The sequence below is a fragment of the Streptomyces sp. NBC_00513 genome, from assembly GCF_041431415.1.
In the GTDB taxonomy this organism is placed as follows: Bacteria; Actinomycetota; Actinomycetes; order Streptomycetales; family Streptomycetaceae; genus Streptomyces.
The window spans coordinates 5,849,920-5,871,152 of sequence record NZ_CP107845.1 but is presented as its reverse complement, the minus strand read 5'-3'; the positions used below and the strand labels follow the sequence as shown (position 1 = coordinate 5,871,152).

19 protein-coding genes are annotated in these 21,233 nt (G+C 73.7%); 5 read left to right on the top strand and 14 right to left on the bottom strand.

The features are described from left to right. Positions 1-27 precede the first annotated feature (27 nt). Positions 28-1,773 (bottom strand): ABC transporter substrate-binding protein, encoded by a 1,746-nt coding sequence (locus tag OHA84_RS27025; protein ID WP_053684667.1) that lies wholly within the window; start codon positions 1,771-1,773, stop codon positions 28-30. A 204-nt stretch (positions 1,774-1,977) separates the two neighbouring features. Between OHA84_RS27025 and OHA84_RS27020 the strand changes: the two genes are divergently transcribed. Beyond that, on the top strand, positions 1,978-2,250 hold the full coding sequence (locus OHA84_RS27020) for a DUF6400 family protein (RefSeq protein WP_053684665.1): 273 nt from the start codon (positions 1,978-1,980) through the stop codon (positions 2,248-2,250). Next, positions 2,237-2,494: a hypothetical protein gene (locus tag OHA84_RS27015; RefSeq protein WP_053684663.1), complete on the top strand. Its 258-nt coding sequence runs from the start codon at positions 2,237-2,239 to the stop codon at positions 2,492-2,494. The genes OHA84_RS27020 and OHA84_RS27015 overlap by 14 nt, the downstream gene beginning before the upstream one ends. Before the next feature lie 39 nt (positions 2,495-2,533). Here the strand turns inward: OHA84_RS27015 and OHA84_RS27010 are convergent, their stop codons facing one another. The 9 genes from OHA84_RS27010 to OHA84_RS26970 all read right to left on the bottom strand — a co-directional run bounded on the left by OHA84_RS27010 (position 2,534) and on the right by OHA84_RS26970 (position 12,741). Next, positions 2,534-3,244 (bottom strand): GntR family transcriptional regulator, encoded by a 711-nt coding sequence (locus tag OHA84_RS27010; RefSeq protein WP_266969389.1) that lies wholly within the window; start codon positions 3,242-3,244, stop codon positions 2,534-2,536. Positions 3,245-3,298: 54 nt separating this feature from the next. Continuing rightward, positions 3,299-4,216 (bottom strand): ornithine cyclodeaminase family protein, encoded by a 918-nt coding sequence (locus tag OHA84_RS27005; protein ID WP_266973942.1) that lies wholly within the window; start codon positions 4,214-4,216, stop codon positions 3,299-3,301. Positions 4,217-4,239: 23 nt separating this feature from the next. After that, positions 4,240-5,277, bottom strand: a complete 1,038-nt coding sequence (locus OHA84_RS27000) for a proline racemase family protein (RefSeq protein ID WP_053684660.1) — start codon at positions 5,275-5,277, stop codon at positions 4,240-4,242. Continuing rightward, positions 5,274-6,278, bottom strand: coding sequence for a proline racemase family protein (locus OHA84_RS26995; protein ID WP_266950372.1), 1,005 nt, complete (start codon positions 6,276-6,278; stop codon positions 5,274-5,276). Before OHA84_RS26995 ends, OHA84_RS27000 begins: the two co-directional genes overlap by 4 nt. Positions 6,279-6,295: 17 nt before the next feature. Next, positions 6,296-7,213, bottom strand: coding sequence for a dihydrodipicolinate synthase family protein (locus OHA84_RS26990; RefSeq protein WP_053684655.1), 918 nt, complete (start codon positions 7,211-7,213; stop codon positions 6,296-6,298). Between the two features lie 84 nt (positions 7,214-7,297). Continuing rightward, a complete protein-coding gene (locus OHA84_RS26985) occupies positions 7,298-8,698 on the bottom strand; it encodes an NAD(P)/FAD-dependent oxidoreductase (RefSeq protein ID WP_266969392.1) in 1,401 nt (466 codons plus the stop codon). After that, positions 8,679-9,056, bottom strand: coding sequence for a (2Fe-2S)-binding protein (locus OHA84_RS26980; protein WP_199826702.1), 378 nt, complete (start codon positions 9,054-9,056; stop codon positions 8,679-8,681). Before OHA84_RS26980 ends, OHA84_RS26985 begins: the two co-directional genes overlap by 20 nt. Then, the gene (locus OHA84_RS26975; RefSeq protein ID WP_266969395.1) at positions 9,053-10,225 is read right to left on the bottom strand and encodes an FAD-binding oxidoreductase; all 1,173 of its coding nucleotides are present in this window, start codon (positions 10,223-10,225) and stop codon (positions 9,053-9,055) included. Before OHA84_RS26975 ends, OHA84_RS26980 begins: the two co-directional genes overlap by 4 nt. 92 nt (positions 10,226-10,317) lie before the next feature. Next, positions 10,318-12,741: a collagenase gene (locus tag OHA84_RS26970; protein ID WP_266969397.1), complete on the bottom strand. Its 2,424-nt coding sequence runs from the start codon at positions 12,739-12,741 to the stop codon at positions 10,318-10,320. A 187-nt stretch (positions 12,742-12,928) separates the two neighbouring features. Between OHA84_RS26970 and OHA84_RS26965 the strand changes: the two genes are divergently transcribed. Further along, complete coding sequence (locus OHA84_RS26965) at positions 12,929-14,299, top strand: aminopeptidase P family protein (protein ID WP_266969399.1); 1,371 nt, start codon at positions 12,929-12,931, stop codon at positions 14,297-14,299. A 37-nt stretch (positions 14,300-14,336) separates the two neighbouring features. Here OHA84_RS26965 and OHA84_RS26960 read toward each other — a convergent pair whose 3' ends face one another. From OHA84_RS26960 to OHA84_RS26950, 3 genes are all read right to left on the bottom strand, one after another. After that, positions 14,337-14,708, bottom strand: a complete 372-nt coding sequence (locus OHA84_RS26960; protein ID WP_159041637.1) for a hypothetical protein — start codon at positions 14,706-14,708, stop codon at positions 14,337-14,339. Positions 14,709-14,851: 143 nt separating this feature from the next. Further along, positions 14,852-15,250, bottom strand: coding sequence for a RidA family protein (locus OHA84_RS26955; RefSeq protein ID WP_053684642.1), 399 nt, complete (start codon positions 15,248-15,250; stop codon positions 14,852-14,854). Continuing rightward, positions 15,247-16,368 carry an acyl-CoA dehydrogenase family protein gene (locus tag OHA84_RS26950; RefSeq protein ID WP_053684640.1) on the bottom strand — a complete coding sequence of 374 codons (1,122 nt, stop codon included), beginning with the start codon at positions 16,366-16,368 and terminating at the stop codon, positions 15,247-15,249. The genes OHA84_RS26955 and OHA84_RS26950 overlap by 4 nt, the downstream gene beginning before the upstream one ends. A 177-nt stretch (positions 16,369-16,545) precedes the next feature. On the opposite strand from OHA84_RS26950, the gene OHA84_RS26945 reads away from it, so the two are divergent. Both OHA84_RS26945 and OHA84_RS26940 read left to right on the top strand, forming a co-directional pair. Next, positions 16,546-18,156, top strand: coding sequence for an AMP-binding protein (locus OHA84_RS26945; protein ID WP_323181882.1), 1,611 nt, complete (start codon positions 16,546-16,548; stop codon positions 18,154-18,156). Positions 18,157-18,160: 4 nt separating this feature from the next. After that, positions 18,161-18,961 (top strand): PaaX family transcriptional regulator C-terminal domain-containing protein, encoded by an 801-nt coding sequence (locus tag OHA84_RS26940; protein WP_053684637.1) that lies wholly within the window; start codon positions 18,161-18,163, stop codon positions 18,959-18,961. Positions 18,962-18,970: 9 nt separating this feature from the next. Here OHA84_RS26940 and OHA84_RS26935 read toward each other — a convergent pair whose 3' ends face one another. After that, positions 18,971-21,229 (bottom strand): bifunctional salicylyl-CoA 5-hydroxylase/oxidoreductase, encoded by a 2,259-nt coding sequence (locus OHA84_RS26935; RefSeq protein ID WP_266969401.1) that lies wholly within the window; start codon positions 21,227-21,229, stop codon positions 18,971-18,973. Positions 21,230-21,233: the final 4 nt, after the last annotated feature.

Sequence of the window (21,233 nt, the reverse complement as noted above, 5' to 3'; positions counted from 1 at the left end):
GACGGGCTTCCGGGTGTCCGTCGGGCCTCAACCCCGGCTCTTCGACGGGTCCTTGAGACCGATCGCGGCGTAGTCGACGGTGCCGGTCCACACCGGGTGGCCGAAGGCGCCCGCGATGTTGGTGCCGATGAGCAGGGGCTTGCGTTCCAGCAGGACCGGGACGGAGGGGGACTTCTTCATGATCTCCGCGTCGAGCGCGATCCAGGCCCGTTCGGCCTGCCCGGCGTCGGCCATGGCGTTGATCTCGTCGATCCGCTTCGTCGTCGCCTCGTCGCGGAACTGGCTGTAGTTGCCCTGGTTGCCCTTCTCCTTGACGGTGCGCCCGTCGAAGACGAAGGGGATCCAGGTGGAACCGGAGGGGTAGTCGGGACACCAGCCCGCGAGGGTCATGTCGGGGGTGGTGGAGAGGTCGCCGATGACGTCGTAGTAGGCGCCGGGGTCGATCGTGTCGATGACGACCTCGACGCCCGCCCGGGCCAAGCCCTGTTGGATGGCCTCGGCCTTGCCCTTGTCACCGGTGGAGACGGCGAAGGACACCTTCAGCTTCTCCTTGCCCGCGGCCTTGAGGAGTTCCTTGGCCTTGGCCGGGTCGCCGGCGGGCGGGATCTTGAGGGTGTCGGCCTGTCGGCCGCCGGAGAGGGCCGGGGGCAGGTAGGCGGTGGCCACCTCGTTGAGGGCGGGGCCACCTCCGGCCGTGACCACGGCCTCCTTGTCGACCGCGTACTGCATGGCCTCGCGGACCCGGGGGTCGTCGAAGGGGGCGCGGGAGTTGTTGAGGTGGAGCATCTCCGTACAGCCCTGGGACTCGGCGAGCAGTCGGGCCTTGACGTCCGCCTTGGGCAGGACCTTCGGTGCGCTCTCGGGCCGCATGTCGGAGTACTGGACGGCGGAGGCGTCCGCGCCCTCCCCGGCGATGATGCGGTCGTCGATCTGGCCGCCCTTGAGGCCCATCACGACGACGAAGCGGTCGGGGTAGGCCTTGCGGACGGTGTCGGTGCGGGCGTCCCAGTGCTCGTTGCGGACCAGGACCAGCTTCTTGTCCCGGTCGTAGGACTCGATCTTGTAGGGGCCGGAGGAGAAGGGGCGGGCGTCGTAGCGGGTGCCCGTCTCCTTGGACTGCGGGACCGGCGCGAAGGTCGGCAGGGTGGCGGTGGCGGAGAAGTCGGCGACCGGGCGCTTGAGTCGGAAGACGATCGTGCGGTCGTCGGGCGTCTTGATCGAGTCGAGGTGTTGCCCTTGGAGCGGGCCCTTGTAGCTCTCGCCGCCGGCCAGGTACTGGGCGGCGTAGTCGGGTCCACCGGTCAGGTCGGGGGCGAAGGAGCGCTCGACGTTGTACTTGACGTCCTGGGCGCGGACGGGCGTTCCGTCCTCGTACTTCACGCCTTCCTTGAGGGTGAAGGTCCAGGTTCTGCCGCCGTCGGACGGGGTGCCGAGATCGGTCGCGAGGTCGGGCACCAACTCGCTGCCGGCCTTGCCCGGTTCGGCCTTGAAGGTGACGAGCGTGCGGTAGAGCAGGCGGGTCCCGAAGTCCATGGTCGGCATCGTCCAGTTGCGGGCCGGGTCGAGGTGGGAGAAGTCCTGGTTGGACAGGACGGTCAGGGTGCCGCCCTTGGTCGGGGTGCCGCCGAGCGTCTTGCCCTCGTTGGCCGCGGCGGGGTTGGCGGCGGGGCCGCCGGCGGAGCCCTTGCCGCCGGCGTCGGAGCAACCCGAGGCGCCGACGGCGAGTGCCGCCACCAGAGCGGTGGCGAGGGCGAGTTGGGTGCGCTTGGTCATGGGTCACTCCAGTGAGGGGCACTCTCTACGATGTGACCGGTAACATAGTAATGTGAAATTGCACTGACAAGGGTTCGGTCACGCCGTTACCCAGCCGTGTTCAAAGGACGTCGACGACAGGCCCTCCGAGGGTGCCGCCGACCCGCTGTGACATGCCCCACCCCCTCTTGCCGTGAGAAGGAAGGGTTACCTAAGTTCGAATGTATGCCCCCACATGACCCCACCCCCACCACCGGCCCGACCGACCCGGCGCTCGTCGGATTCGACGTCGACCTCACCGCGCACGAGGTGCTCCGGCGGGCCCACGTCCTGGACGCCCTCGGCGACGACTGGGATCCCGTCGAGGTGCTCCGCGGCGAGGAGGCGGCGTACGACCTGCTGTACTCCGGCCTCGACGAGGAGCAGCAGCGCGTGCACGACCGGCTCGTCGCCGCCGGCGTGCTCTCCCCGCGCGGGGGCGGCCGTGCTTCCGCTTGACCCGCAGGCGGATCCCGGACGCCGCGCCTGGGTGCCCTGCCCGAGCTGCGCGGACGACCGCGACTGCGCGCCGTGCGGGGAGCGGCGGACGTGTTCCGCCCACTGGCGCTACCTGCTCTCCAACAACGGGAGCCTGCTCCACCTCCAGTGCCCGGCCTGCACCCACGTCTGGGCACACGAGAGCGGCTTCGGTGCCACCCGCTCCCTGTGGAGCCGGGTCACCGGCGGCGGCTCACGCCTCTGACCCCGACGGGCCGGGAGCACCGGCCCGCGCGGGGCCGCCTCAGACGCCGGAGCCGAGCCGGCCCGGCGTGCGTCCCACCGGCTCGTCGCGGCCCTGCGCCCAGAGGGAACGCACGTGGCCGAGGTGGCGGACCATGCACGCCTGGGCGGCCTCGGCGTCGCCGCTGATCATGAGGTCGAGCAGCTCGATGTGTTCCTCGGCGGAGGACACCAGCTTCCCGGCCTCGTCCAGGCCGGTCAGGCCGTAGAGCCGGGAGCGCTTGCGCAGGTCACCGACCGTCTCGACGAGGCGGTCGTTGCCGGAGAGGGCCAGCAGACCCAGGTGGAAGCGACGGTCCGCCTCCAGGTAGCCGATGAGGTTGTGCTCCCGGGCGCTGGTGACGATCTCCAACGCGACGGGGCGCAGCGCCTCCAGCTGCTCGGCGGTGGCGATCTCGGTGATCCGGCCGATGGTCGGCACCTCGATCATCGTGCGGAGTTCGGTGTACTGGTCGAGGTCGCGTTCGCTGACCTCGGTGATCCGGAAGCCCTTGTTGCGGACCGGTTCCACCAGCCCCTCGCGGGCCAGGTCGAGCATGGCCTCGCGCACCGGGGTGGCCGAGACGCCCAGCTCGGCGGCGAGGCCGGGGGCGGAGTACACGCTCCCGGGGCGCAGTTCACCCGCTATCAGGGCTGCTCGCAGGGCATGGCCGACCTGGTCCCGAAGTCGTTCCTGGGCCTTGATGAGACTGTGCTGCTTCAGGTCACCCATTGCGTTTCCTCCGAGACCACTACACCAGCGGCGAGCAGAGGCCAGCGTACAATGTCACGTTGCGCCACTCGCCCCGGCGGCCCGGAACAGGGCGACCGCCACGGCGAGATCCTCCCAGGCCATGCCCACGCTCTTGAAGAGTCGCGGAGCGTCCGCCCGCCCCGGCGGCGGGACGCGTCCCGCGACCAGGTCGGCCAGGGTGCCCGCGACGTGGCCGGGCCCCAGGAGGCCTTCCGCCTCCGGGATCAGCAGGTCCCCCGCCTCGCGCAGGGCCGCCGCGCGCGATTCCACGTACACGACCGCGCGCCGTACCAGGGCGCTGTCGGTCTCCCGGGCGTCCGGTTCGTGGGAGCCCACGGCGACGACGGTGGCGCCCGGGGCGACGAGCCGGCCGTCGAAGAGGGGTGCGCGGGCCGTGGTGCAGCAGACGATCAGGTCGGCCTCCGCCACCGCGGACGCCGTGCCCGGCCGGGCCGTGACCCCGAGGGAGCGGGCGTGCGCGACCAGTTTCGCGGCGCCGGCCGGGTCGCGGGCCACCACCACGACGTCCGCCGTCCCCCGCTCGGCGAGGACGGCTTCGAGGTGTCCGTACGCCTGCGGACCCGACCCGAAGAGGACCATGCTCGGTGGCCTCTCCCCCCGGGCCAGGTATCGCAGCGCGAGCGCCGACACCGCCGGGGTGCGCAGGGCGGTCAGCGCGGCCCCGTCGAAGAGGGCGAGCGGGCTCAGTGTGGGCCCGTCGAGGAGCAGGTACGAGCCGGTGATCCGGGGCAGGCCGCGCGCGGGGTTCCCGGGGGCCACCCCGGCGACCTTCACGCCGGCGTACCCCCCGAACGCGGCCGGCATCAGCAGCAGTTCCCCGCCGGGCACGGGCAGGGCGGTGCGGGGCGGGCAGGCCTCGGGGTCGAGCCCGGCCCGCAGCGCGTCGGCGAGGGCGTCGGCCGCCCCGGTCGGGGTGAGGAGCGCGGCCATCCGCGCGGCGGACCACTGGGGGATCACAGCAGGAACCCGGTACCCAGGTCGTCGTGCGGGTCGACGGTGAAGGTGTGCTCGCCGGTGCGGTGGGCGGTGCCGGTGACCTCGGTGACCGGGGCGTCGGGGGCGGTACCGGGCAGCAGCCGGCCGGTGAACAGCGTTCCCAGGACCGATTCGTGGAGCAGTTCCTCCCCCGGGCCCAGCCGCCCGTCCTCGGCCAGCAGCGCGAGCCGGGCCGAGGTCCCGGAGCCGCAGGGCGAGCGGTCGACCTGCCCGTCGGCGAAGACGGTGACGTTGCGCTGGTGCGGCCCGCGGGGGGTGTCGGGCAGCTCCTCGTGGAGGATCACCCCGTACACCCCGGAGAGGAGCGGTCCGTCGGGGTGCCAGGTACCGGGGTGGCCGGCGAGGGCGGCTCTGATCTCCCGCCCGGCGCGGACCAGTTCGGGCAGCGCCGCGCGGGAGACGTCCAGCCCGAGGTCGCGCGCCCGGACGGTGGCGTAGCAGGCGCCGGCGTGCGCGAGGTCCACCTCGACCGGGCCCAGGGTGGTGGCCACCGGGACCTTGCGGGCGCCGATCCGGGCCGGGACGTTGCGGAAGGTGATCCCGGTGGTGCGGGCCGCCTCGCGGTGCACGGTGACGGCGACCCGTCCGGAGGGCACGTCGATGCGGACCTGTGCGTCACCGGTGTCCGGGGCGGGGACCCGGCCGCTGTCGACGGCCCAGGCGCCGAGGGCCATGGCGCCGTGCCCGCAGGCCGTGGAGTAGCCGTCCTTGTGCCAGAACAGCACCCCGAAGTGGGCGCCGTCGTCGTCCGGGGGCACCACGAACCCGCCGTACATGCCCGCGTGGCCGCGCGGTTCCCGCACCAGCAGACGCCGTACGTCGTCCAGCGCGCCCCGGCGCGGGGCCGTCCCGGAGCCGCCGGGCCCGATGGCGGTGGCGCAGCGCTCGGCGACGGTGTCCCCGGGGATCGGGGGGAGGCCGTCGCAGACGATGCGGAAGGGTTCGCCGGCGGTGTGGTAGTCGACGGCGTGGACCGGGCGGGGCGCGTTGGTCACAGGAGGAACCCTCCGGGGAAGGGGTCGGACGGGTCGAGGAAGTACTGGGCGGTGCCCGTGATCCACGCCCTGCCGGTGACGGTGGGGACGACCGCCGGGAGTCCGCCGACGGTGGTCTCCCCGATCAGCCGGCCGGTGAACTCGGTGCCGATGAAGGACTCGTTGACGAAGTCCGCGCCCTGTTCCAGCAGGCCGCGGGCGTGCAGTTGGGCCATGCGCGCGCTGGTGCCCGTACCGCAGGGCGAGCGGTCGAACCAGCCGGGGTGGATGGCCATGGCGTGGCGGGAGCGGCGGGCGTCGGATCCGGGGGCGGCGAGGTAGACGTGTTTGACGCCGGCGATGGAGGGGTCCTCGGGGTGGGCGGGCCGGTCGTCCGAGGCGTTGACGGCGTCCATGACGGCGAGCCCGGCGGCGAGCAGTTCGTCGCCGTGGGCGCGGTCGAAGGGCAGCCCGAGGGCGTCGAGTTCGACGAAGGCGTAGAAGTTGCCGCCGTAGGCGAGGTCGTGGGTGACGGTGCCGAAGCCGGGGACCTCGACCTTGCGGTCGAGGCCGACGGCGAAGGCGGGGACGTTGGTGAAGGTGGCGGACAGGGCGGCGCCGTCCTCGACCCGGACGTCCACGCTCACCAGCCCGGCCGGGGTGTCGAGGCGGACGGTGGTGACCGGTTCGACGACCGGCACCATGCCGGTCTCGACGAGCACCGTGGCCACCCCGATGGTGCCGTGTCCGCACATGGGGAGCAGGCCCGACACCTCGATGTAGAGCACGCCGAAGTCGGCGTCGGGTCGGGTGGGGGGCTGGAGGATCGCGCCGCTCATCGCGGAGTGTCCGCGCGGCTCGTACATGAGCAGCGTGCGGACGTGGTCGAGGTGCTCGATGAAGTGCAGCCGCTTCTGCGCCATCGTGGCTCCGGGGATCACCCCGACCCCGCCGGTGATCACCCGGGTCGGCATGCCCTCGGTGTGCGAATCGACCGCGTGGTAGATGTGTCGCGTACGCATGTGGACTCCTCCGGGGGCTAGTTGAGGCCTTCGGCGAGGGCCTTCTCGGTGGCGGCCCGGACCGCCGCCTCGGTCTCGCCGGTCAGCGGGAAGCGGGGCGGGCGGGTGGCGCCTCCGGGGCGTCCGGCCAGGTCCATGGAGAGTTTGATGGCCTGGACGAACTCGGTCTTGGAGTCCCAACGCAGCAGGCTGTGCAGGGACTTGTAGAGCGGCAACGCGGTGTCGAGGTCACCCGCGACGGCGGCCCGGTAGAGGGTGGCGCAGGAGCGCGGCAGGGCGTTGGGGTAGCCGGCGATCCAGCCGACGGCCCCGGCGAGGGCGAGTTCGAGGAGCACGTCGTCGGCTCCGACGAGCAGGTCGAGTCCGGGGGCGAGTTCCGCGATCTCGTAGGCGCGGCGGACGTCGCCGGAGAACTCCTTGACGGCGACGATGCTGCCGTCGGCGTGCAGCCGGGCCAGCAGGGCCGGGGTCAGGTCCACCTTGGTGTCGATGGGGTTGTTGTAGGCCACGACGGGCAGGCCCGCGCGGGCGACCTGGGCGTAGTGCTCCCGTACGGTCCGCTCGTCGGCGCGGAAGGCGTTGGGGGGCAGCAGCAGGACGGAGCCCGCGCCCGCCTCGGCGGCCTGGTCGGCCCAGCGGCGGGCCTCGGCGCTGCCGTAGGCGGCGACGCCGGGCATGACCCGCTCGCCGTCGCCGGCCGCCTCGACGGCCGTACGGACGACCCGGGCCCGCTCCTCGTCGGTGAGGGTCTGGTACTCCCCGAGGGAGCCGTTGGGGACGACGCCGTCGCAGCCGTTGGCGATCAGCCAGGCCACGTGTTCGGCGTAGGCGTCGTGGTCGACGGTCAGGTCGTCGCGCAGGGGCAGTGCGGTGGCGACCATGATTCCGTGCCAGGGGCGGGTGCGGGCGGGCGCGGGGGTGTGCGCGTGGGTCATGAGAGCTCCCTAGAGTGGTGTGTGACATTTTACTAGTGGGTGCAGGAAGCCCACAAGGGTCCCGGGATCCCGGATCGGGATCGATCAGCTTTCCTCGGCGGGCAGTTCGGCGAGCCGGCGCAGCGGAACCGGGCAGGACAGGGGCCTGCGGTCCGGGTCCGGGTCCCGCCCCGCGAGGGCGGCGACGGCCGGGCCGCACATCCGGCCCTGACACCAGCCCATGCCCGCCCGGGTGAGCAGTTTGACGGTACGGGCGTCCCGCGCGCCCAGGTCGCGCACCGCCTCGCGGATCGGACCGACGGGGACCTCCTCGCAGCGGCACACCTCGGTGTCCTCCCGCAGCCATCCGGTCCACCCCGCCCCCGGACGGTGGGCCGCGCCCATCGCCTCGGCGAACGCGCGCAGCCGCGCACGCTGTCGGCCGAGCGCGGCGGGGACGGGCCGACCGGCGATCGTGTGGGCCGCGATCTCCCCTTCCACCAGGGCCAGTCGGGCGCCGCCGGTGCCCCCGGTCTCCCCCGCCGACCAGACGCCGGGCACGGAGGTCCGCTGGCGCGCGTCCACCTCCAGGGCGACGGCGCCGTCCGCCCCGAGTCGGGTGGCGCAGCCCAGCCCGGTGGCCAGTTCCAGTTGCGGCACCAGCCCGTGGCCCACGGCGAGGGCGTCGCAGGGGACGCGGCGGCCGGTGCCGGGCACCGGCCGCCACTGCCGGTCGAGTCGGGCCACGGTCACCGCCTCGACCCGTTCGGCGCCGTGCGCCTCGGTGACGGCGTGCCGGGTGAGCAGGCGGATCCCGTGCCGCAGCAGGGCCCCGCCGTACGTGGCGGCCTCGCCGAGCTTGCCGGGGTTGCGCAGCAGGGCGGGGAGCCGGCCGGCGTACGCGGTGTACGCGGCGGCCTCCACCACCGCCGCGACGGTGGCGCCGGCCGCCGCGAGGGACCCGGCCACGGCGAGCAGCAGCGGCCCGCTCCCGGCGACGACGATCCGCCGGCCCGGCAGCACGAGCCCGCCCTTGAGCATGGCCTGCGCGCCGCCGGCCCCGATCACCCCGGGCAGTGTCCAGCCGGGGAAGGGCAGTTGACGCTCGAAGGCGCCGGTGGCGAGGAGCACGGCGCGGGCGGGTACGGCGACGGCCTCCTCCTCGGGGCCGGCGACGGCGTGCAGCAGCAGGCCGGCTCCGGCGGGGACGACGGTCCACACGTGGTGGAGCGGGAGGTGGGTGATCCGGCCCGCCGACGCGTGGGCGCGCAGGGCGGCCTTGCGGGTGGCGAAGGCGGCCCAGTCGTGGTGCAGGACCTCGGGGCGGGCCGCGCCGAGGTCGGGTGCGGGGCGGCGGTAGTACTGGCCGCCCGGCCGCTCCCCCGCGTCCAGCAGGGTGACGTTCAGCCCGAGGTCGGCGGCCGTGACGGCGGCGGCGAGCCCGGCGGGGCCCGCGCCGACGACGGCGAGGTCGCACGGCACGCCGTCAGACGCCGAGTTCGGCACGGCCGGTCCCTTCCTGGGTGGTGACGGTGTCCCCGGGGCGGGCCGGGGTCAGGCAGGCGCGCAGGTTCGGGCGCCCGTTGACGGTGACGAGGCAGTCGTGGCAGCTCCCGATCCCGCAGAACACCCCGCGCGGCGCGCCGTTCTCGCGGGTGGTGCGCCAGGCGAGGACGCCCGCGCCCCAGAGGGCGGCGGCGATGCTCTGGCCCGCGCTCGCGGGCAGTTCGCGGCCGTCGAAGCGCAGGACGTACGTGGCCCGGGGCGCGCCGCCGACCAGGTCGCGGGGCGACCGGGCGGGGCCGCGAAGCAGCCGGCGCAGGGGGCCGCGCGGCGGGCGGTCGGGGTCGGTGGGGCCGGTCATCGCCTGGTCTCCTTCGGTTCGCCGGTGGCCGGGGGGCCGAACCGGTCCGGGCGGAACGGACGCGGATCCAGCGGGGGTTCGGTCCCGGTGAGGGCCGCGGCGATCAGCAGCCCGGTGGCCGGCGCCAGGCCGATGCCGGCGCCCTCGTGGCCGCAGGCGTGCAGCAGCCCGGGGGCCCGGGGGTCGGGGCCGATCGCCGGGAGGTGGTCGGGCAGGTAGGGCCGGAACCCGTGGTAGGTCCGCAGCACCCGTACGTCGGCCAGTACCGGGAACAGCGCGGCCGCCTGCGCGGCGAGCCGGTGCAGCGCCCGCGTGGACAGGCCCCGTTCGAAGCCGACCCGCTCCCGGGTGGCCCCGATGAGCACCGGCCCCGAGGGGGTGCCCTCGACGACCGCCGAGGACTGGAGGGCCGCGGAGCCGCTGGCCACGTCCGCGATGTAGTCGGCGGCGTACACCTTGTGCCGGACCACCCTCGGCAGCGGCTCGGTCACCAGGACGAAGCCGCGGCGCGGCAGCACCGGCAGGGTGGTCCCGGCGAGTTCGGCGATCCTCCCGCCCCAGGTGCCGGCGGCGTTGACGACGGCCGGCGCCCGAAGCTCCCGGCGACCGGTGCGCACCCCGCACACCCGGCCGCCCTCGGTGAGGAGCCCGGTGACCTCCTCCCCGAGGTGGACCCGGGCGCCGGAGGCGGCGAGCAGTCGCGCCGCCGCCTGCGCGGGGTGGACCTGGGCGTCCTGCGGGTAGTGGAAGCCGCCCGCCTGCCCCGGGGCCAGATGGGGTTCCAGGTCGCGCAGTTCCCCCGGTCCCACCTCGACGGCGTCGACGCCCGCGCCGCGCTGGCCCCGGGCGAAGGCGCGCAGGGCCTTCAGGGTGGTGTCGTCCGGTGCGACGACCAGTCCGCCCTTGGCCTCGTACTCCACGGCGTGCGGGAGGACCTCGGCGAGTTCGCGCCACAGCCTCGCCGACAGCAGGGCCAGGTCGAGTTCGGGCCCGGCCTCCTTGTCGGAGACGAGCAGGTTGCCCTCGCCGGCGCCGGTGGTGCCGCCGGCCACGGGGCCGCGGTCCACGACGGCCACGGAGAGTCCGGCGCGGCCGGCGTGGTACGCGCACGCGGCGCCGACGACGCCGGCGCCGATGACGACGACGTCCAGGGAGTGTCTCTGGGGCACGGCAGTAATATGTCACATTCTTCATAGGGTGCCTAGGCACTCCGGGGCCGGTCCCGCCCCCCGTTCACGACGGGACCGACCACCGGCGTCGGTCAGTCGCGCAGCGGTCCCTCACAGCTGTAGGGGGAGGTCCCCGCGACCTTGTTGGTCCAGATCTCCACCGGGCCGAACGAGCAGTTCATGTCGGCCAGGTTGTTCGAGGCCGCGCCCGCCCGGTCGAGGAGGAAGTAGTCCACCGTCTCGGACATGTCCTTGAAGTTCTGGTCTTCGTTGCGCCAGTTCTTCAGGTTCGCGGTGATCCGGCCGGTACAGGTGAACCGGCGCTTGCCGGGCTCGCCGTTCTCCACGCAGTCCGGGGTGTTGTACGTGGCCGTCGCGAAGGTCGACTTCACCGAGGCGAGCGCGGAGTCGCGCAGCCGGTCGTTGGCGGTGAAGGTGGTGTTCGGCACGTACAGCTGGTCCACCTTGGCGATCTGCGCGTCCAGGAAGCGGTTGTAATCGCGCTGGAGGTAGGTGTCCGCGCCGGTCCGGTGGCGCCAGGCGTCGTACGCGGCGACGTCGTCGCCCCGCAGATGGGTGTACATCTCGCGCAACAGCATGGGCTTCTCGGTCCACAGGAACTCGAAGAAGGTGCCGGCGTAGCTGTAGAAGCGGAAGCCGTCGCCGTCGTAGGTGGCGTTGAGCAGCTGCTCCACGGTCATCCGGGGGCCGCCGCCCGCCGTGTCGGCGATGACGCTCTTGACCAGGGACTTGCGCACGGCGATGCCGTTGTCCCGGGTGGCTCCGTCGAAGAACTCGGCCGTGCCCTCGTCCATGGCGGTCGTGCGGTCGCCCTCGTACCAGGGGCCCTCGCCGAAGAAGCCGGGGACGGCGTAGCGGCCGTTGAGGTAGTGCGTGTACTCGTGGCGGAACAGCTCCTCCAGCGTGAGGGAGGAGTCCTGGGGGACGCGGCGCTGGTAGGTGTAGAAGGTGGCGCCGTTCTCGATGTAGATGCCGCCGTTGTTGGTGCCGTAGCCGGTGAGGATGGGGTGGTAGTTCTCGTAGTCGGCGCGGGAGGCGTACAGCACGATGTTCAGCGTGGTGTTGGGGTCGCCGGCGAGCGGCTGCTCGGTGCCGAGCACCCGGTGGTACTGGGACTTGACCTGCTTGCTCGCGTAGTAGAGCTGGTCGACCGTGGCCCGGTCGAGGGCGGTGCGGACCTTGATGGCGCCGTTGTCGTAGGAGTACGTGTAGGGGAAGAGCTGCTTCTCGATGTCCTCCTTGCACACCCCGTACGGCTTGCACGCCTCGTAGAAGTTGAGCCAGGAGACGATCTTGGCCCACTGCTCGCTGCCGTTGCCGAAGCCGGACCGGACCGGTTCCAGCAGGGCGCCGAGGTCGGCGACGACCTGGCCCTTGAGGGCGTCGATCTGGCCGAAGCGGCCGTACTCGCCGAGCGCGTCGCGGGCCACCCACGCGTTGCCGCCGCCCTTGAGGTGGACGTAGCCGCCGAAGGCCTTGAACACGGCGCGGTAGGCCGGGTCGGCGGAGACCGCGGCCTGGAAGGCGGCGTCCTGGTTGCCCGGGTAGACGCCGAGGTAGTTGACGGAGAGCGCCGCGAGGGCCGCGCCGCCCCAGGAGGCGTCCTGGTTGGTCGCGGGGTGCGCCGGGTCCATGGTGGCGAGCACTTTGGAGATCAGGCCGAGTTGGTGCTGTCGCAGGCCGGGGGCGCTCGCGGCGTAGAGGGCCTCGCGCAGGGTGCGGGCGTTGGTCGGCGTGGCGTCGAAGGTGTGGGCGGCGGCGCCGAAGTCCGCGACGGCGCGGCGCATGGCGTCGACGGTCGGGGCGTCGGTGACGTCGATCTCGTCGCGGGAGTAGTCGTGGTAGGCGACGGCGTGCAGGTAGGTGAACATCTCCTCCAGGTGTGAGGAGTTGCGGCCGTCGTGGGCGGCGGCCGCGGCGGATATCCGGCGGGAGACCGCCTGGACGTGGGCGTCCGACATGACGGGCGCGAGGCGGGCGTCCCAGGTCCAGATGAGGCCGCGCAGACAGCCGTCGGCGAGGACGGCCGGGTCGCCGAGGAAGTCGGCGAAACGTTCCGCCGAGAGGCCGGTGATCCCGTCGAGGGTGCAGGGGACGGCGACGGCCTGGTTCCGGGTGGTGGGCGCGGCCTGGGCGGCGGCCGCCTTGCGGCTCTTCTCCGCGCGCTCGCCGGCCGAGGCCGAGGCCGCGTCGAGGGGCTTCGTGGCGGGGCGCGCGGCCCCGGGGATCGCGCCCTTGTCGACGGCGAGGCCGCCGGGTGCGGTGGCCGGGGCCGGTACGGGCTCCCGGGCGTCGGCGAGGCGGTCGACCTCGTCGAAGGGGTTCGGCGCGCCGACGCCGGGGGCGCCCGCGGCGGGGGCGCCGGCCGCGAAGGTCGCGGGAACCGTCGTGCCGCTCTCGGCCGCCCGGGTCACGGCCTGCCCGGCGGAGGCGAGGAGCGTGACCGCGACGGCGGCCGAGAGGAGGGACGTACGCACAGCTCTGTGCTGGGACACCGAGAACTCCTGGTGGGGAGGGGAGGTGGGGGAAGTGGTGCGCGAACTGCCTGCGGTGGACTGCCCTGCGTCACACGGCGTTTGACGGGGATTAACGTGCCGCGGTGTGAGCTGTAACATAGTAATGTGAAATTGCACTGACAAGACCTGTGCGACCACCAGTTCGCTTCTTCTTCAGGGAGCCCCCGTGACCGACACCCCCTCCGGCCTCCACATCGGCAGCCACGACCTGCCCGTCTCGCCGGAGTTGTCCCGCTTCATGGCCGCCGACTGGACCGCCACCCCTCTCCCCGACCGGGGTCCCGCGCCGGCGTCCGCCGTCACCCCGGCCCGCCGCGCCCGACTCTCGGCACGCTTCCCGGGCGAGCGACTGATCGTCCCGGCGGGCGAGTTGAAGGTCCGCTCCAACGACTGCGACCACCGCTTCCGGCCGCACAGCGCGTACGCCTGGCTGACCGGCCTGACCGGCGAGGACCAGGTGGGTCACGTACTGGTGCTGGAACCCTCCGGTGCGCACGGACACGAGGCCGTGCTGTACCTGCGGCCCCGTTCGCCGCGGGCCGACGGCAACGAGGAGTTCTACCGGGACCGCCGGTACGGGGAGTTCTGGGTGGGGCGCCGCCCGGACCTGGCGGAGACCGAGCGGCTGACCGGACTGCGCTGCGCCCACCTGGACACGCTCGGCTCACCGCCGGCCCGCGACGCCTCCCGCGATCCCGAACTCGCCACCGCGCTCTCGGAGTTGCGCCTGGTCAAGGACGCCTGGGAGGTCGAGCAGCTGCAACGGGCGGTGGACCACACCACGGCCGGCTTCGAGGACGTCGTTCGGGCGCTGCCGCGCGCGCTGGCCCATCCGCGCGGGGAGCGCTGGATCGAGGGGGTCTTCGGCCTGCGCGCCCGGGCGGAGGGGAACGGCACCGGCTACGAGACGATCGCCGCGTCCGGCGCCCACGCCTGCGTCCTGCACTGGATCCGCAACGACGGCCGCTTGAACCGCGACGAACTGCTGCTGCTGGACGCGGGCGTCGAGACGGACACCCTCTACACGGCGGACATCACCCGCACCCTGCCCCTGTCGGGCCGGTTCTCGCCGGTGCAGCGGCAGGTGTACGAACTGGTCCTGGCCGCGCAGGACGCGGGGATGGCGGCGCTGCGCCCGGGCGCGGGCTTCCGCGACTTCCACCGGGCCGCGATGCGGGTGATCGCGGAGGGGCTCGCCGAGTGGGGCGTCCTGAAGAACGCGGCGGGCGACCTGCACCGGCGCTACACCCTGTGCGGCAGCGGGCACATGCTGGGGCTGGACGTCCACGACTGCGCGAAGGCGCGGGCCGACACCTACCTGGACGGCACGCTGGAGGAGGGGCAGGTGCTCACCGTGGAGCCGGGTCTGTACTTCCAGCCCGACGACGAGACCCTGCCGGCGGAGTTTCGCGGCATCGGCGTGCGCATCGAGGACGACCTGGTGGTCACCGCGCAGGGCGCCCGACTGATGTCGGGCGCCCTGCCGAGGTCCGTGACGGACATCGAGGAGTGGATGGGCCGCCTCCTGGCGGGGTGAGCGGGGGGCCCGGTCACCGGGCGGGGGCGGGCGGCGGCTAGTGGTTCCAGTCGTTCCGGTAGCCGCTGTCGTGCCAGTTGCCCTGGTAGCCGTCGTAGCCGTGGCCGCCGTCGTGCCAGTCGTCGTTCCAGCCGCCGTTGCCGCCGTTGTTCCAGCCGCCGTCACGCCAACCGTCGTCGTACCGGCTGTCGTACCGGCCGTCGTTCCAGTTGTTCCAGTTGTTCCAGTTCGGGTCGTAACTGGCGTCGCGCCAGTTGCCTTCGTTGCGACCGTTGTTGTCCCAGCACCAGCCCGGCCGGTAGTTGCCGCGTGCGGGGTCGCAGCAGGCGGACCACTCTCCGTACCGCGAGTCGGAACACCAGTCGGCCTGCGGAAGACTTGTTGTCGCGAAGGCGCCGCTGACGGGCATCAGACCGAGCGTGAGCCCGGCCGCCCCTGTCACGGCTGCCGCAACGAACCCACGGCGCATGTCCATGCACCTCCGAGTGTTGGTGGCGAAGCATGCCAAAACGGTCTTAACCACACTCCCCCGGCTTTGGGTCGCTGTCAAAATCACGGCAGGACGGCGATGCCGTCGAGTTCGACCAGCGCCTCCTCGTCCCAGAGCCGGACCACGCCGACGACGGCCATCGCCGGATAGTCGCGCCCGGCCAACCGGCGCCAGATGCGGCCCAGTTCACCGGCGTGTTCGCGATACGAGGCCACGTCCACCGCGTAGACGGTGACCCGGGCCAACCCCCCGGGGGTACCGCCGGCCGCCGCCAGGGCCGCCAGCAGGTTGGACAGCGCCCGCTCGAACTGTTCCGGCAGGCCCTCGCCCACGACCTTGCCGGAACCGTCCAGCGCGGTCTGGCCCGCCAGGAAGACGAGCCGGCCGCCCGTCATGGCCACGGCGTGCGAGAACCCGGTCGCCGGGGAGAGCTCCTGCGGGTTGTGGCGTTCCAGGCTCATCCCGCCACCTCCCGGTAGAGCTCCTTCGCGATGATCGTGCGCTGCACCTCGCTGGCCCCCTCGTAGATCCGCGGCGCCCGCACCTCCCGGTACAGGTGCTCCAGGAGGTGCCCCCGCTGGAGGGCGACGGCCCCGTGCAGTTGGACCGCGTGGTCCACCACGTACTGGGCGGTCTCGGTGGCCAGCAGCTTCGCCATGGCCGCCCGTCGCGGGACCTCGGGCGAGCCGCTGTCGTAGGCGCCGGCGGCCGCGTAGACCAGCAGGCGGGCCGCCTCCACGCGGGTCGCCATCTCCGCCACCCGGTGCGCGACCGCCTGGAGGTCGGCGAGGACCCCGCCGAAGGCGGCCCGACCGGCCGTGTGCGCCAGTGTCGCGTCGAGCGCCGCCCGCGCCATGCCGACGGCGAAGGCGCCGACGCTCGGCCGGAACCGGTTCAAGGTGTCCATCGCGACCCGGAAGCCGCGCCCCGGCTCCCCCAGCACGTCCTGCGGCCCGACCGGCACCCCGTCGAAGGCCAGCGCGCCGATCGGGTGCGGGGACAGCATCTCCAGGGCCTCGCCCGTCAGGCCGGGCCGGTCGGCGGGCACCAGGAAGGCCGTGATCCCCCTGGAGCCCGAGCCCTCACCCGTTCGGGCGAAGACGGTGTAAAAATCCGCCTCCGGGGCGTTGGAGATCCAGCGCTTCTCCCCGCGCAGCCGCCATCCCTCGCCGTCCCGCTCGGCGGCCAGGGTCAGCGCGGCCGCGTCCGAGCCGGCGCCCGGCTCGGACAGCGCGAACGCCGCCACGAGCCGGCCCTCCCGCACGCCGGGCAGCCAGCGCTCCCGCTGGGCCGGGCTGCCGGCGCTCAGCACCGGGTGGGCGCCCAACCCCTGGAGGGCGAGCGCCGTCTCCGCCTCCGTACAGCCGTAGGCGAGGGATTCCCGCAACAGGCACAGGTGCAGGGCGCCGGAGGTGAACACCCGCTCCAGCAGGCCCTCTTCACCCAGTGCCGCGAGCAGGGGGCGGTTCACCCGGCCCGCCTCCCCCTTCTCGGCCAGCGGCCTCAACCGCTCGGTCGACAGTGCGCGCAACCGCCCGCACCATTGCTCGTCTTCCGCTTCGAGCGCGAATCCGGTCATCCGAATGTCCCCGCATCTATCGCGTCCTGTTGACTGCCGTCACCATCACGATACGCTCGTGTTGCCCACGCACGGACAGCTCCACCCCGGTTCCATACATTCGGTTCCATACAGCAGGGCCCGGCCCCCCACACCGGGGCCGGACCGTCGCAAGGGGGCGAACCCGCCTTGGAGCTCATGCCTTCCGCTCACGTCGACACCTTTGCCCGCGACCATCTGCCGGCCGCGGACGCCTGGCCGCACCTGCTCTTCGAGTTGCCCGAGCTGGCCTACCCGGACCGGCTGAACTGCGGCGCCGAACTGCTCGACGCCACCATCGACCGGTTCGGACCCGACCGCCCGGCCTTCCGCGACGGCGCCGGCGCGGTGTGGTCGTACGGGGAGCTGCGCGAGCGTGTCGACCGGATCGCCCACGTCCTCACGGTCGACCTCGGTGTCGTGCCCGGCAATCGGGTGCTGCTGCGCGGACCCACCGGGCCGTGGCTCGCCGCCTGCTGGCTGGCGGTGATGCGGGCGGGCGCGGTGGCCGTGACCGTGCTGGCCGGGCAGCGGTCCCAGGAACTGGCCACGGTGTGCGCGATGGCGCGGGTCGGACACGCGCTGTGCCACGTGGACGCGCTGGACGACCTGGTGAAGGCCGAGGTGCCCGGGCTGCGCGTCACGCCGTACGGCGGCGAGGCGCCCGACGACCTGCTGCGGCTCGCCCAAGGGCATCCGGAGCCCTTCGAGCCCGTCGGGACCTCCGCGGACGACGTGGCCCTGATCGCCTTCACCTCCGGCACCACCGGGCGTCCCAAGGGCTGCATGCACTTCCACCGGGACCTGCTCGCCGTGGCGGACACCTTCTCCCGCCATGTGCTGCGCCCCCGCCCCGACGACGTGTTCGCGGGCAGTCCGCCGCTCGGGTTCACCTTCGGCCTCGGCGGACTCGTGGTCTTCCCGCTGCGCGCCGGGGCCTGCGCACTGCTGCTGGAGCGGGCGGCCCCGCGCGCGCTGCTGCCCGCGCTCGCCGAGCACCGGGTCACCGTCCTGTTCACCGCACCCACCGCCTACCGGTCGATGCTCGACACCCTGGGCCCCTACGACACCGGCGCGTACGACCTCTCCGCGCTGCGCCGCTGCGTCTCCGCGGGCGAGAACCTGCCCGCCGCCACCTGGCGGGCCTGGCACGAGCGGACCGGGCTGCGGATCATCAACGGGATCGGCGCCACGGAGCTGCTGCACATCTTCATCTCCGCCGCGGACGAGGACATCCGGCCCGGTGCGACCGGCCGGGTGGTGCCGGGCTGGCAGGCCCGGGTGGTGGACGCGGCCGGCCGGCCGGTGCCGGACGGCGTGCCGGGGCTGCTGGCCGTCCGCGGCCCGGTGGGCTGCCGGTACCTGGCCGACCCCCGACAGCGGGACTACGTACGGGACGGCTGGAACCTGACCGGCGACACCTACCTGCGCGACGCGGAGGGGTACTTCCGTTACGTCGCCCGCGCCGACGACATGATCATCTCCTCGGGCTACAACATCGCCGGCCCGGAGGTCGAGGAGGCCCTGCTGCGCCACCCCGACGTGGCCGAGGCGGCCGTGGTCGGCCGGCCGGACGAACGGCGCGGGCAGATCGTCGTGGCGTACACCGTCCCCCGGGACGGCGCGGTGCTCACCGAGGACGCGCTGCGGGCGTTCATGCGCGAGGAACTGGCCCCGCACAAGTGCCCGCGCTCGTTCGTCTTCCTGCCCGCCCTCCCGCGGACCGCGACCGGGAAACTTCAGCGGTTCCGGCTGCGCGATCTAGAGTGAACCCGTGGTCGAGCAGCACACTCCGCGATCCCTGATCGTCACGTTCTACGGTGCCTACGGGCGGGCCTTCGAGGGCGCCGTCCCGGTGTCCGCGCTGATCCGCCTGTTGGGCACGGCCGGCGTGGACGCGCCGTCCGTCCGCTCGTCGGTGTCCCGGCTGAAGCGGCGCGGCTTCCTGCTGCCCGCGCGCGCCGCCGACGGGTCGGCCGGGTACGAGCTGTCCCCGGAGGCCCGTCTGCTCCTGGAGGACGGCGACCGGCGGATCTACGGATCCCCGCGCCTGTCGCAGGAGTGGCTGGTCGCGGTGTTCTCCGTACCGGAGCAGGAGCGGCACAAGCGCCACCTGCTGCGCTCCCGGCTGGCCCGGCTGGGCTTCGGTTCGGTCGCGCCGGGCGTGTGGATCGCGCCCGCGCACCTGCACGGGGAAACCGGGCGGACGCTGGAGCGGCTGCACCTGACGACGTACGTGGAACTGTTCCGCGGCGCGCACCTGGGTTTCGCCCCGACCTCCGAGGCGGTGGCCCGGTGGTGGGACCTGGCCGCCCTCGCCAAACAGCACGAGGAGTTCCTGGACCTCCACGAGCCGGTCCTGCGGGCCCTCCAGTCGGGCCCGGCCCCCACCCCCGAGCAGGCCTACCGGGGCTACCTGCTCGCGCTGGACACCTGGCGGCGGCTCCCGTACGCCGACCCGGGGCTGCCCCGCGAGCTGCTCCCGGCGGACTGGCCCGGAGACCGGGCGGCGGCGGTCTTCGCCGAGCTGCACGCCCGGCTGCGGGACGTCGGCGCGGGCTTCGTGGAGGCGTAGGCGCCCCGGTCAGCCCCGGCCCGTCGGGGGTGTGCGGCTGCCGGCGCGGTAGGGGGCCGGCCAGGGCGCGGCCGGACCCTGGTACGTCTGGTCGGCGGCCGCGTGCAGGGTCCAGTGCGGGTCGTACAGGTGGGGGCGGCCGACGGCGCAGAGGTCGGCGCGGCCCGCGAGGAGCAGCGAGTTGACGTCGTCCCAGGAGGAGATCGCGCCGACGGCGATGACGGGGACGCCGAGGGCGTTGCGGATCCGGTCGGCGTAGGGGGTCTGGTAGGAGCGCCCGTACTCCGGCGCCTCGTCCGCCACGACCTGGCCGGTCGAGACGTCGATGGCGTCCGCCCCGCGGGCGACGAAGGCGGCGGCGATCCGTTCGGCGTCCTCGGGGGTGGTGCCTCCGGGGGCCCAGTCGGTGGCCGAGAGCCGGACCGTCATGGGGCGGTCCTCGGGCCAGACCGCGCGGACCGCGTCGAAGACCTCCAGCGGGAAGCGGAGGCGGTTCTCCGGCGACCCGCCGTAGGCGTCGGTGCGGTGATTGGTGAGCGGGGAGAGGAACCCGGAGAGCAGGTAGCCGTGCGCGCAGTGCAGTTCCAGCAGGTCGAAGCCGCAGTCGGCGGCCCGGACGGCGGCGGCGGCGAAGTCGGAGCGGATGGCCGGCAGGTCCGCGGCCTCCAGGGCGCGGGGTACCGCGGAGATCCCCGGCCGGTAGGGCAGGGCGGAGGCCGCGACCAGGGGCCAGTTGCCCGCGGGGAGGGGGTCGTCCATGCCCTCCCACATCAGGCGCGTCGATCCCTTGCGGCCGGAGTGGCCGAGTTGGACGCCGAGGGCGACGCCGGGCGCGGAGGTGTGCACGAAGTCCGTGATCCGCCGCCAGCCGGCCGCCTGTTCGGCGGTGTACAGGCCGGTGCAGCCGGGGGTGATGCGGCCCTCGGCGTTCACGCACACCATCTCGGTCATGACCAGCCCGGCGCCGCCCAGGGCGCGGGAGCCGAGGTGCACCAGGTGGAAGTCGCCGGGCACGCCGGTCCCGTCGGGCGCCGAGTACATGTCCATCGGCGAGACCACGACCCGGTTGCGCAGGGTGAGTCCGCGCAGGGTGAACGGGGTGAACATCGGCGGGGTGTGCGCGTCCGGGCAGCCGAAGTCCCGTTCCACGGCGCCGGTGAACCGCGCGTCGCGCAGCCGCAGGTTGTCGTGGGTCACCCGCCGGCTGCGGGTGAGCAGGTTGAAGGCGAACTGCCGGGCGGGCTGGTCGACGTACCCGGCGATCTCCTCGAACCACCGCATGCTGGCGGCCGCGGCCCGTTGGGTGCTGGCGACCGCGGGCCGCCGGGCCGCCTCGTACGCCGCCAGCGCGGCCGGTACGTCCGGTTCGGCCGCCACGGCCTCGGCGAGGGCGAGCGCGTCCTCGACGGCGAGTTTGGTACCGGATCCGATGGAGAAGTGCGCGGTGTGCGCCGCGTCGCCGAGGAGGGCCACGTTGCCCTGCGACCAGCGCGCGTTGACGACGGTGTGGAAGCGGGTCCAGGTCGAGCGGTTCCCGCGCAGGGGTCGGCCGCGCAGGGCCTCGCTGAAGATCTTGGCGCAGCGGGCCGCCGACTCGTCCTCGTCGCAGAGGTCGAGGCCCGCCGCCCGCCACACCTCCTCGCGCATCTCGACGATCACGGTGGAGGCGTCGGCGGCGTAGGGGTAGGCGTGCAGTTGCATGACCCCGTGTTCGGTCTCCGCGATCTCGAAGCGGAAGGACTCGAAGGCGAAGTCGGCGGCCAGCCAGACGTACCGGCAGCGGCCGGGCGTGACGCTCGGACCGTAGTGCGCGGCGCCGCTCTCCCGGCTGGCGCTGTGCACCCCGTCGGCCGCGACCACCAGGTCGTGGGAGGTCGCGAGTTCCCGGGCGTCCGGTGCCTCGGCCCGGAAGCGGAGTCGGACCCCGAGGCCGGCGCAGCGCTCGTGCAGGATCTCCAGCAGTCGGCGCCGGCCGAGGGCGGCGAAGCCGTGGCCGCCCGAGGTCAACAGGCGCCCGCGGTGGACGACGTCCACGTCGTCCCAGCGGACGAACTCCGCGCCGAGGGCGGCGTGGACGACCGCGTCGGCCCGTTCGATGCCGCCCAGGGTCTCGTCGGAGAGCACCACCCCGAAGCCGAAGGTGTCGTCCGGGGCGTTGCGCTCCCAGAGGTCCACGGCGTGACCCTGTCGGGCCAGCAGCGCCGCCGCGTACAGTCCGCCCGGCCCGCCGCCCACGACGGCGACCCGCAGGGTCTTCTCGACGGCCATGGGG

Excerpts from the sequence above, each read along its gene's own strand:
- OHA84_RS27025 (WP_053684667.1), bottom strand. The coding sequence starts at position 1,773 with ATGACCAAGCGCACCCAACTCGCCCTCGCCACCGCTCTGGTGGCGGCA.
- OHA84_RS27020 (WP_053684665.1), top strand. The coding sequence starts at position 1,978 with ATGCCCCCACATGACCCCACCCCCACCACCGGCCCGACCGACCCGGCG.
- OHA84_RS27010 (WP_266969389.1), bottom strand. The coding sequence starts at position 3,244 with ATGGGTGACCTGAAGCAGCACAGTCTCATCAAGGCCCAGGAACGACTT.
- OHA84_RS27005 (WP_266973942.1), bottom strand. The coding sequence starts at position 4,216 with ATGGCCGCGCTCCTCACCCCGACCGGGGCGGCCGACGCCCTCGCCGAC.
- OHA84_RS26995 (WP_266950372.1), bottom strand. The coding sequence starts at position 6,278 with ATGCGTACGCGACACATCTACCACGCGGTCGATTCGCACACCGAGGGC.
- OHA84_RS26990 (WP_053684655.1), bottom strand. The coding sequence starts at position 7,213 with ATGACCCACGCGCACACCCCCGCGCCCGCCCGCACCCGCCCCTGGCAC.
- OHA84_RS26980 (WP_199826702.1), bottom strand. The coding sequence starts at position 9,056 with ATGACCGGCCCCACCGACCCCGACCGCCCGCCGCGCGGCCCCCTGCGC.
- OHA84_RS26960 (WP_159041637.1), bottom strand. The coding sequence starts at position 14,708 with ATGCCCGTCAGCGGCGCCTTCGCGACAACAAGTCTTCCGCAGGCCGAC.
- OHA84_RS26955 (WP_053684642.1), bottom strand. The coding sequence starts at position 15,250 with ATGAGCCTGGAACGCCACAACCCGCAGGAGCTCTCCCCGGCGACCGGG.
- OHA84_RS26950 (WP_053684640.1), bottom strand. The coding sequence starts at position 16,368 with ATGACCGGATTCGCGCTCGAAGCGGAAGACGAGCAATGGTGCGGGCGG.
- OHA84_RS26945 (WP_323181882.1), top strand. The coding sequence starts at position 16,546 with ATGCCTTCCGCTCACGTCGACACCTTTGCCCGCGACCATCTGCCGGCC.
- OHA84_RS26935 (WP_266969401.1), bottom strand. The coding sequence starts at position 21,229 with ATGGCCGTCGAGAAGACCCTGCGGGTCGCCGTCGTGGGCGGCGGGCCG.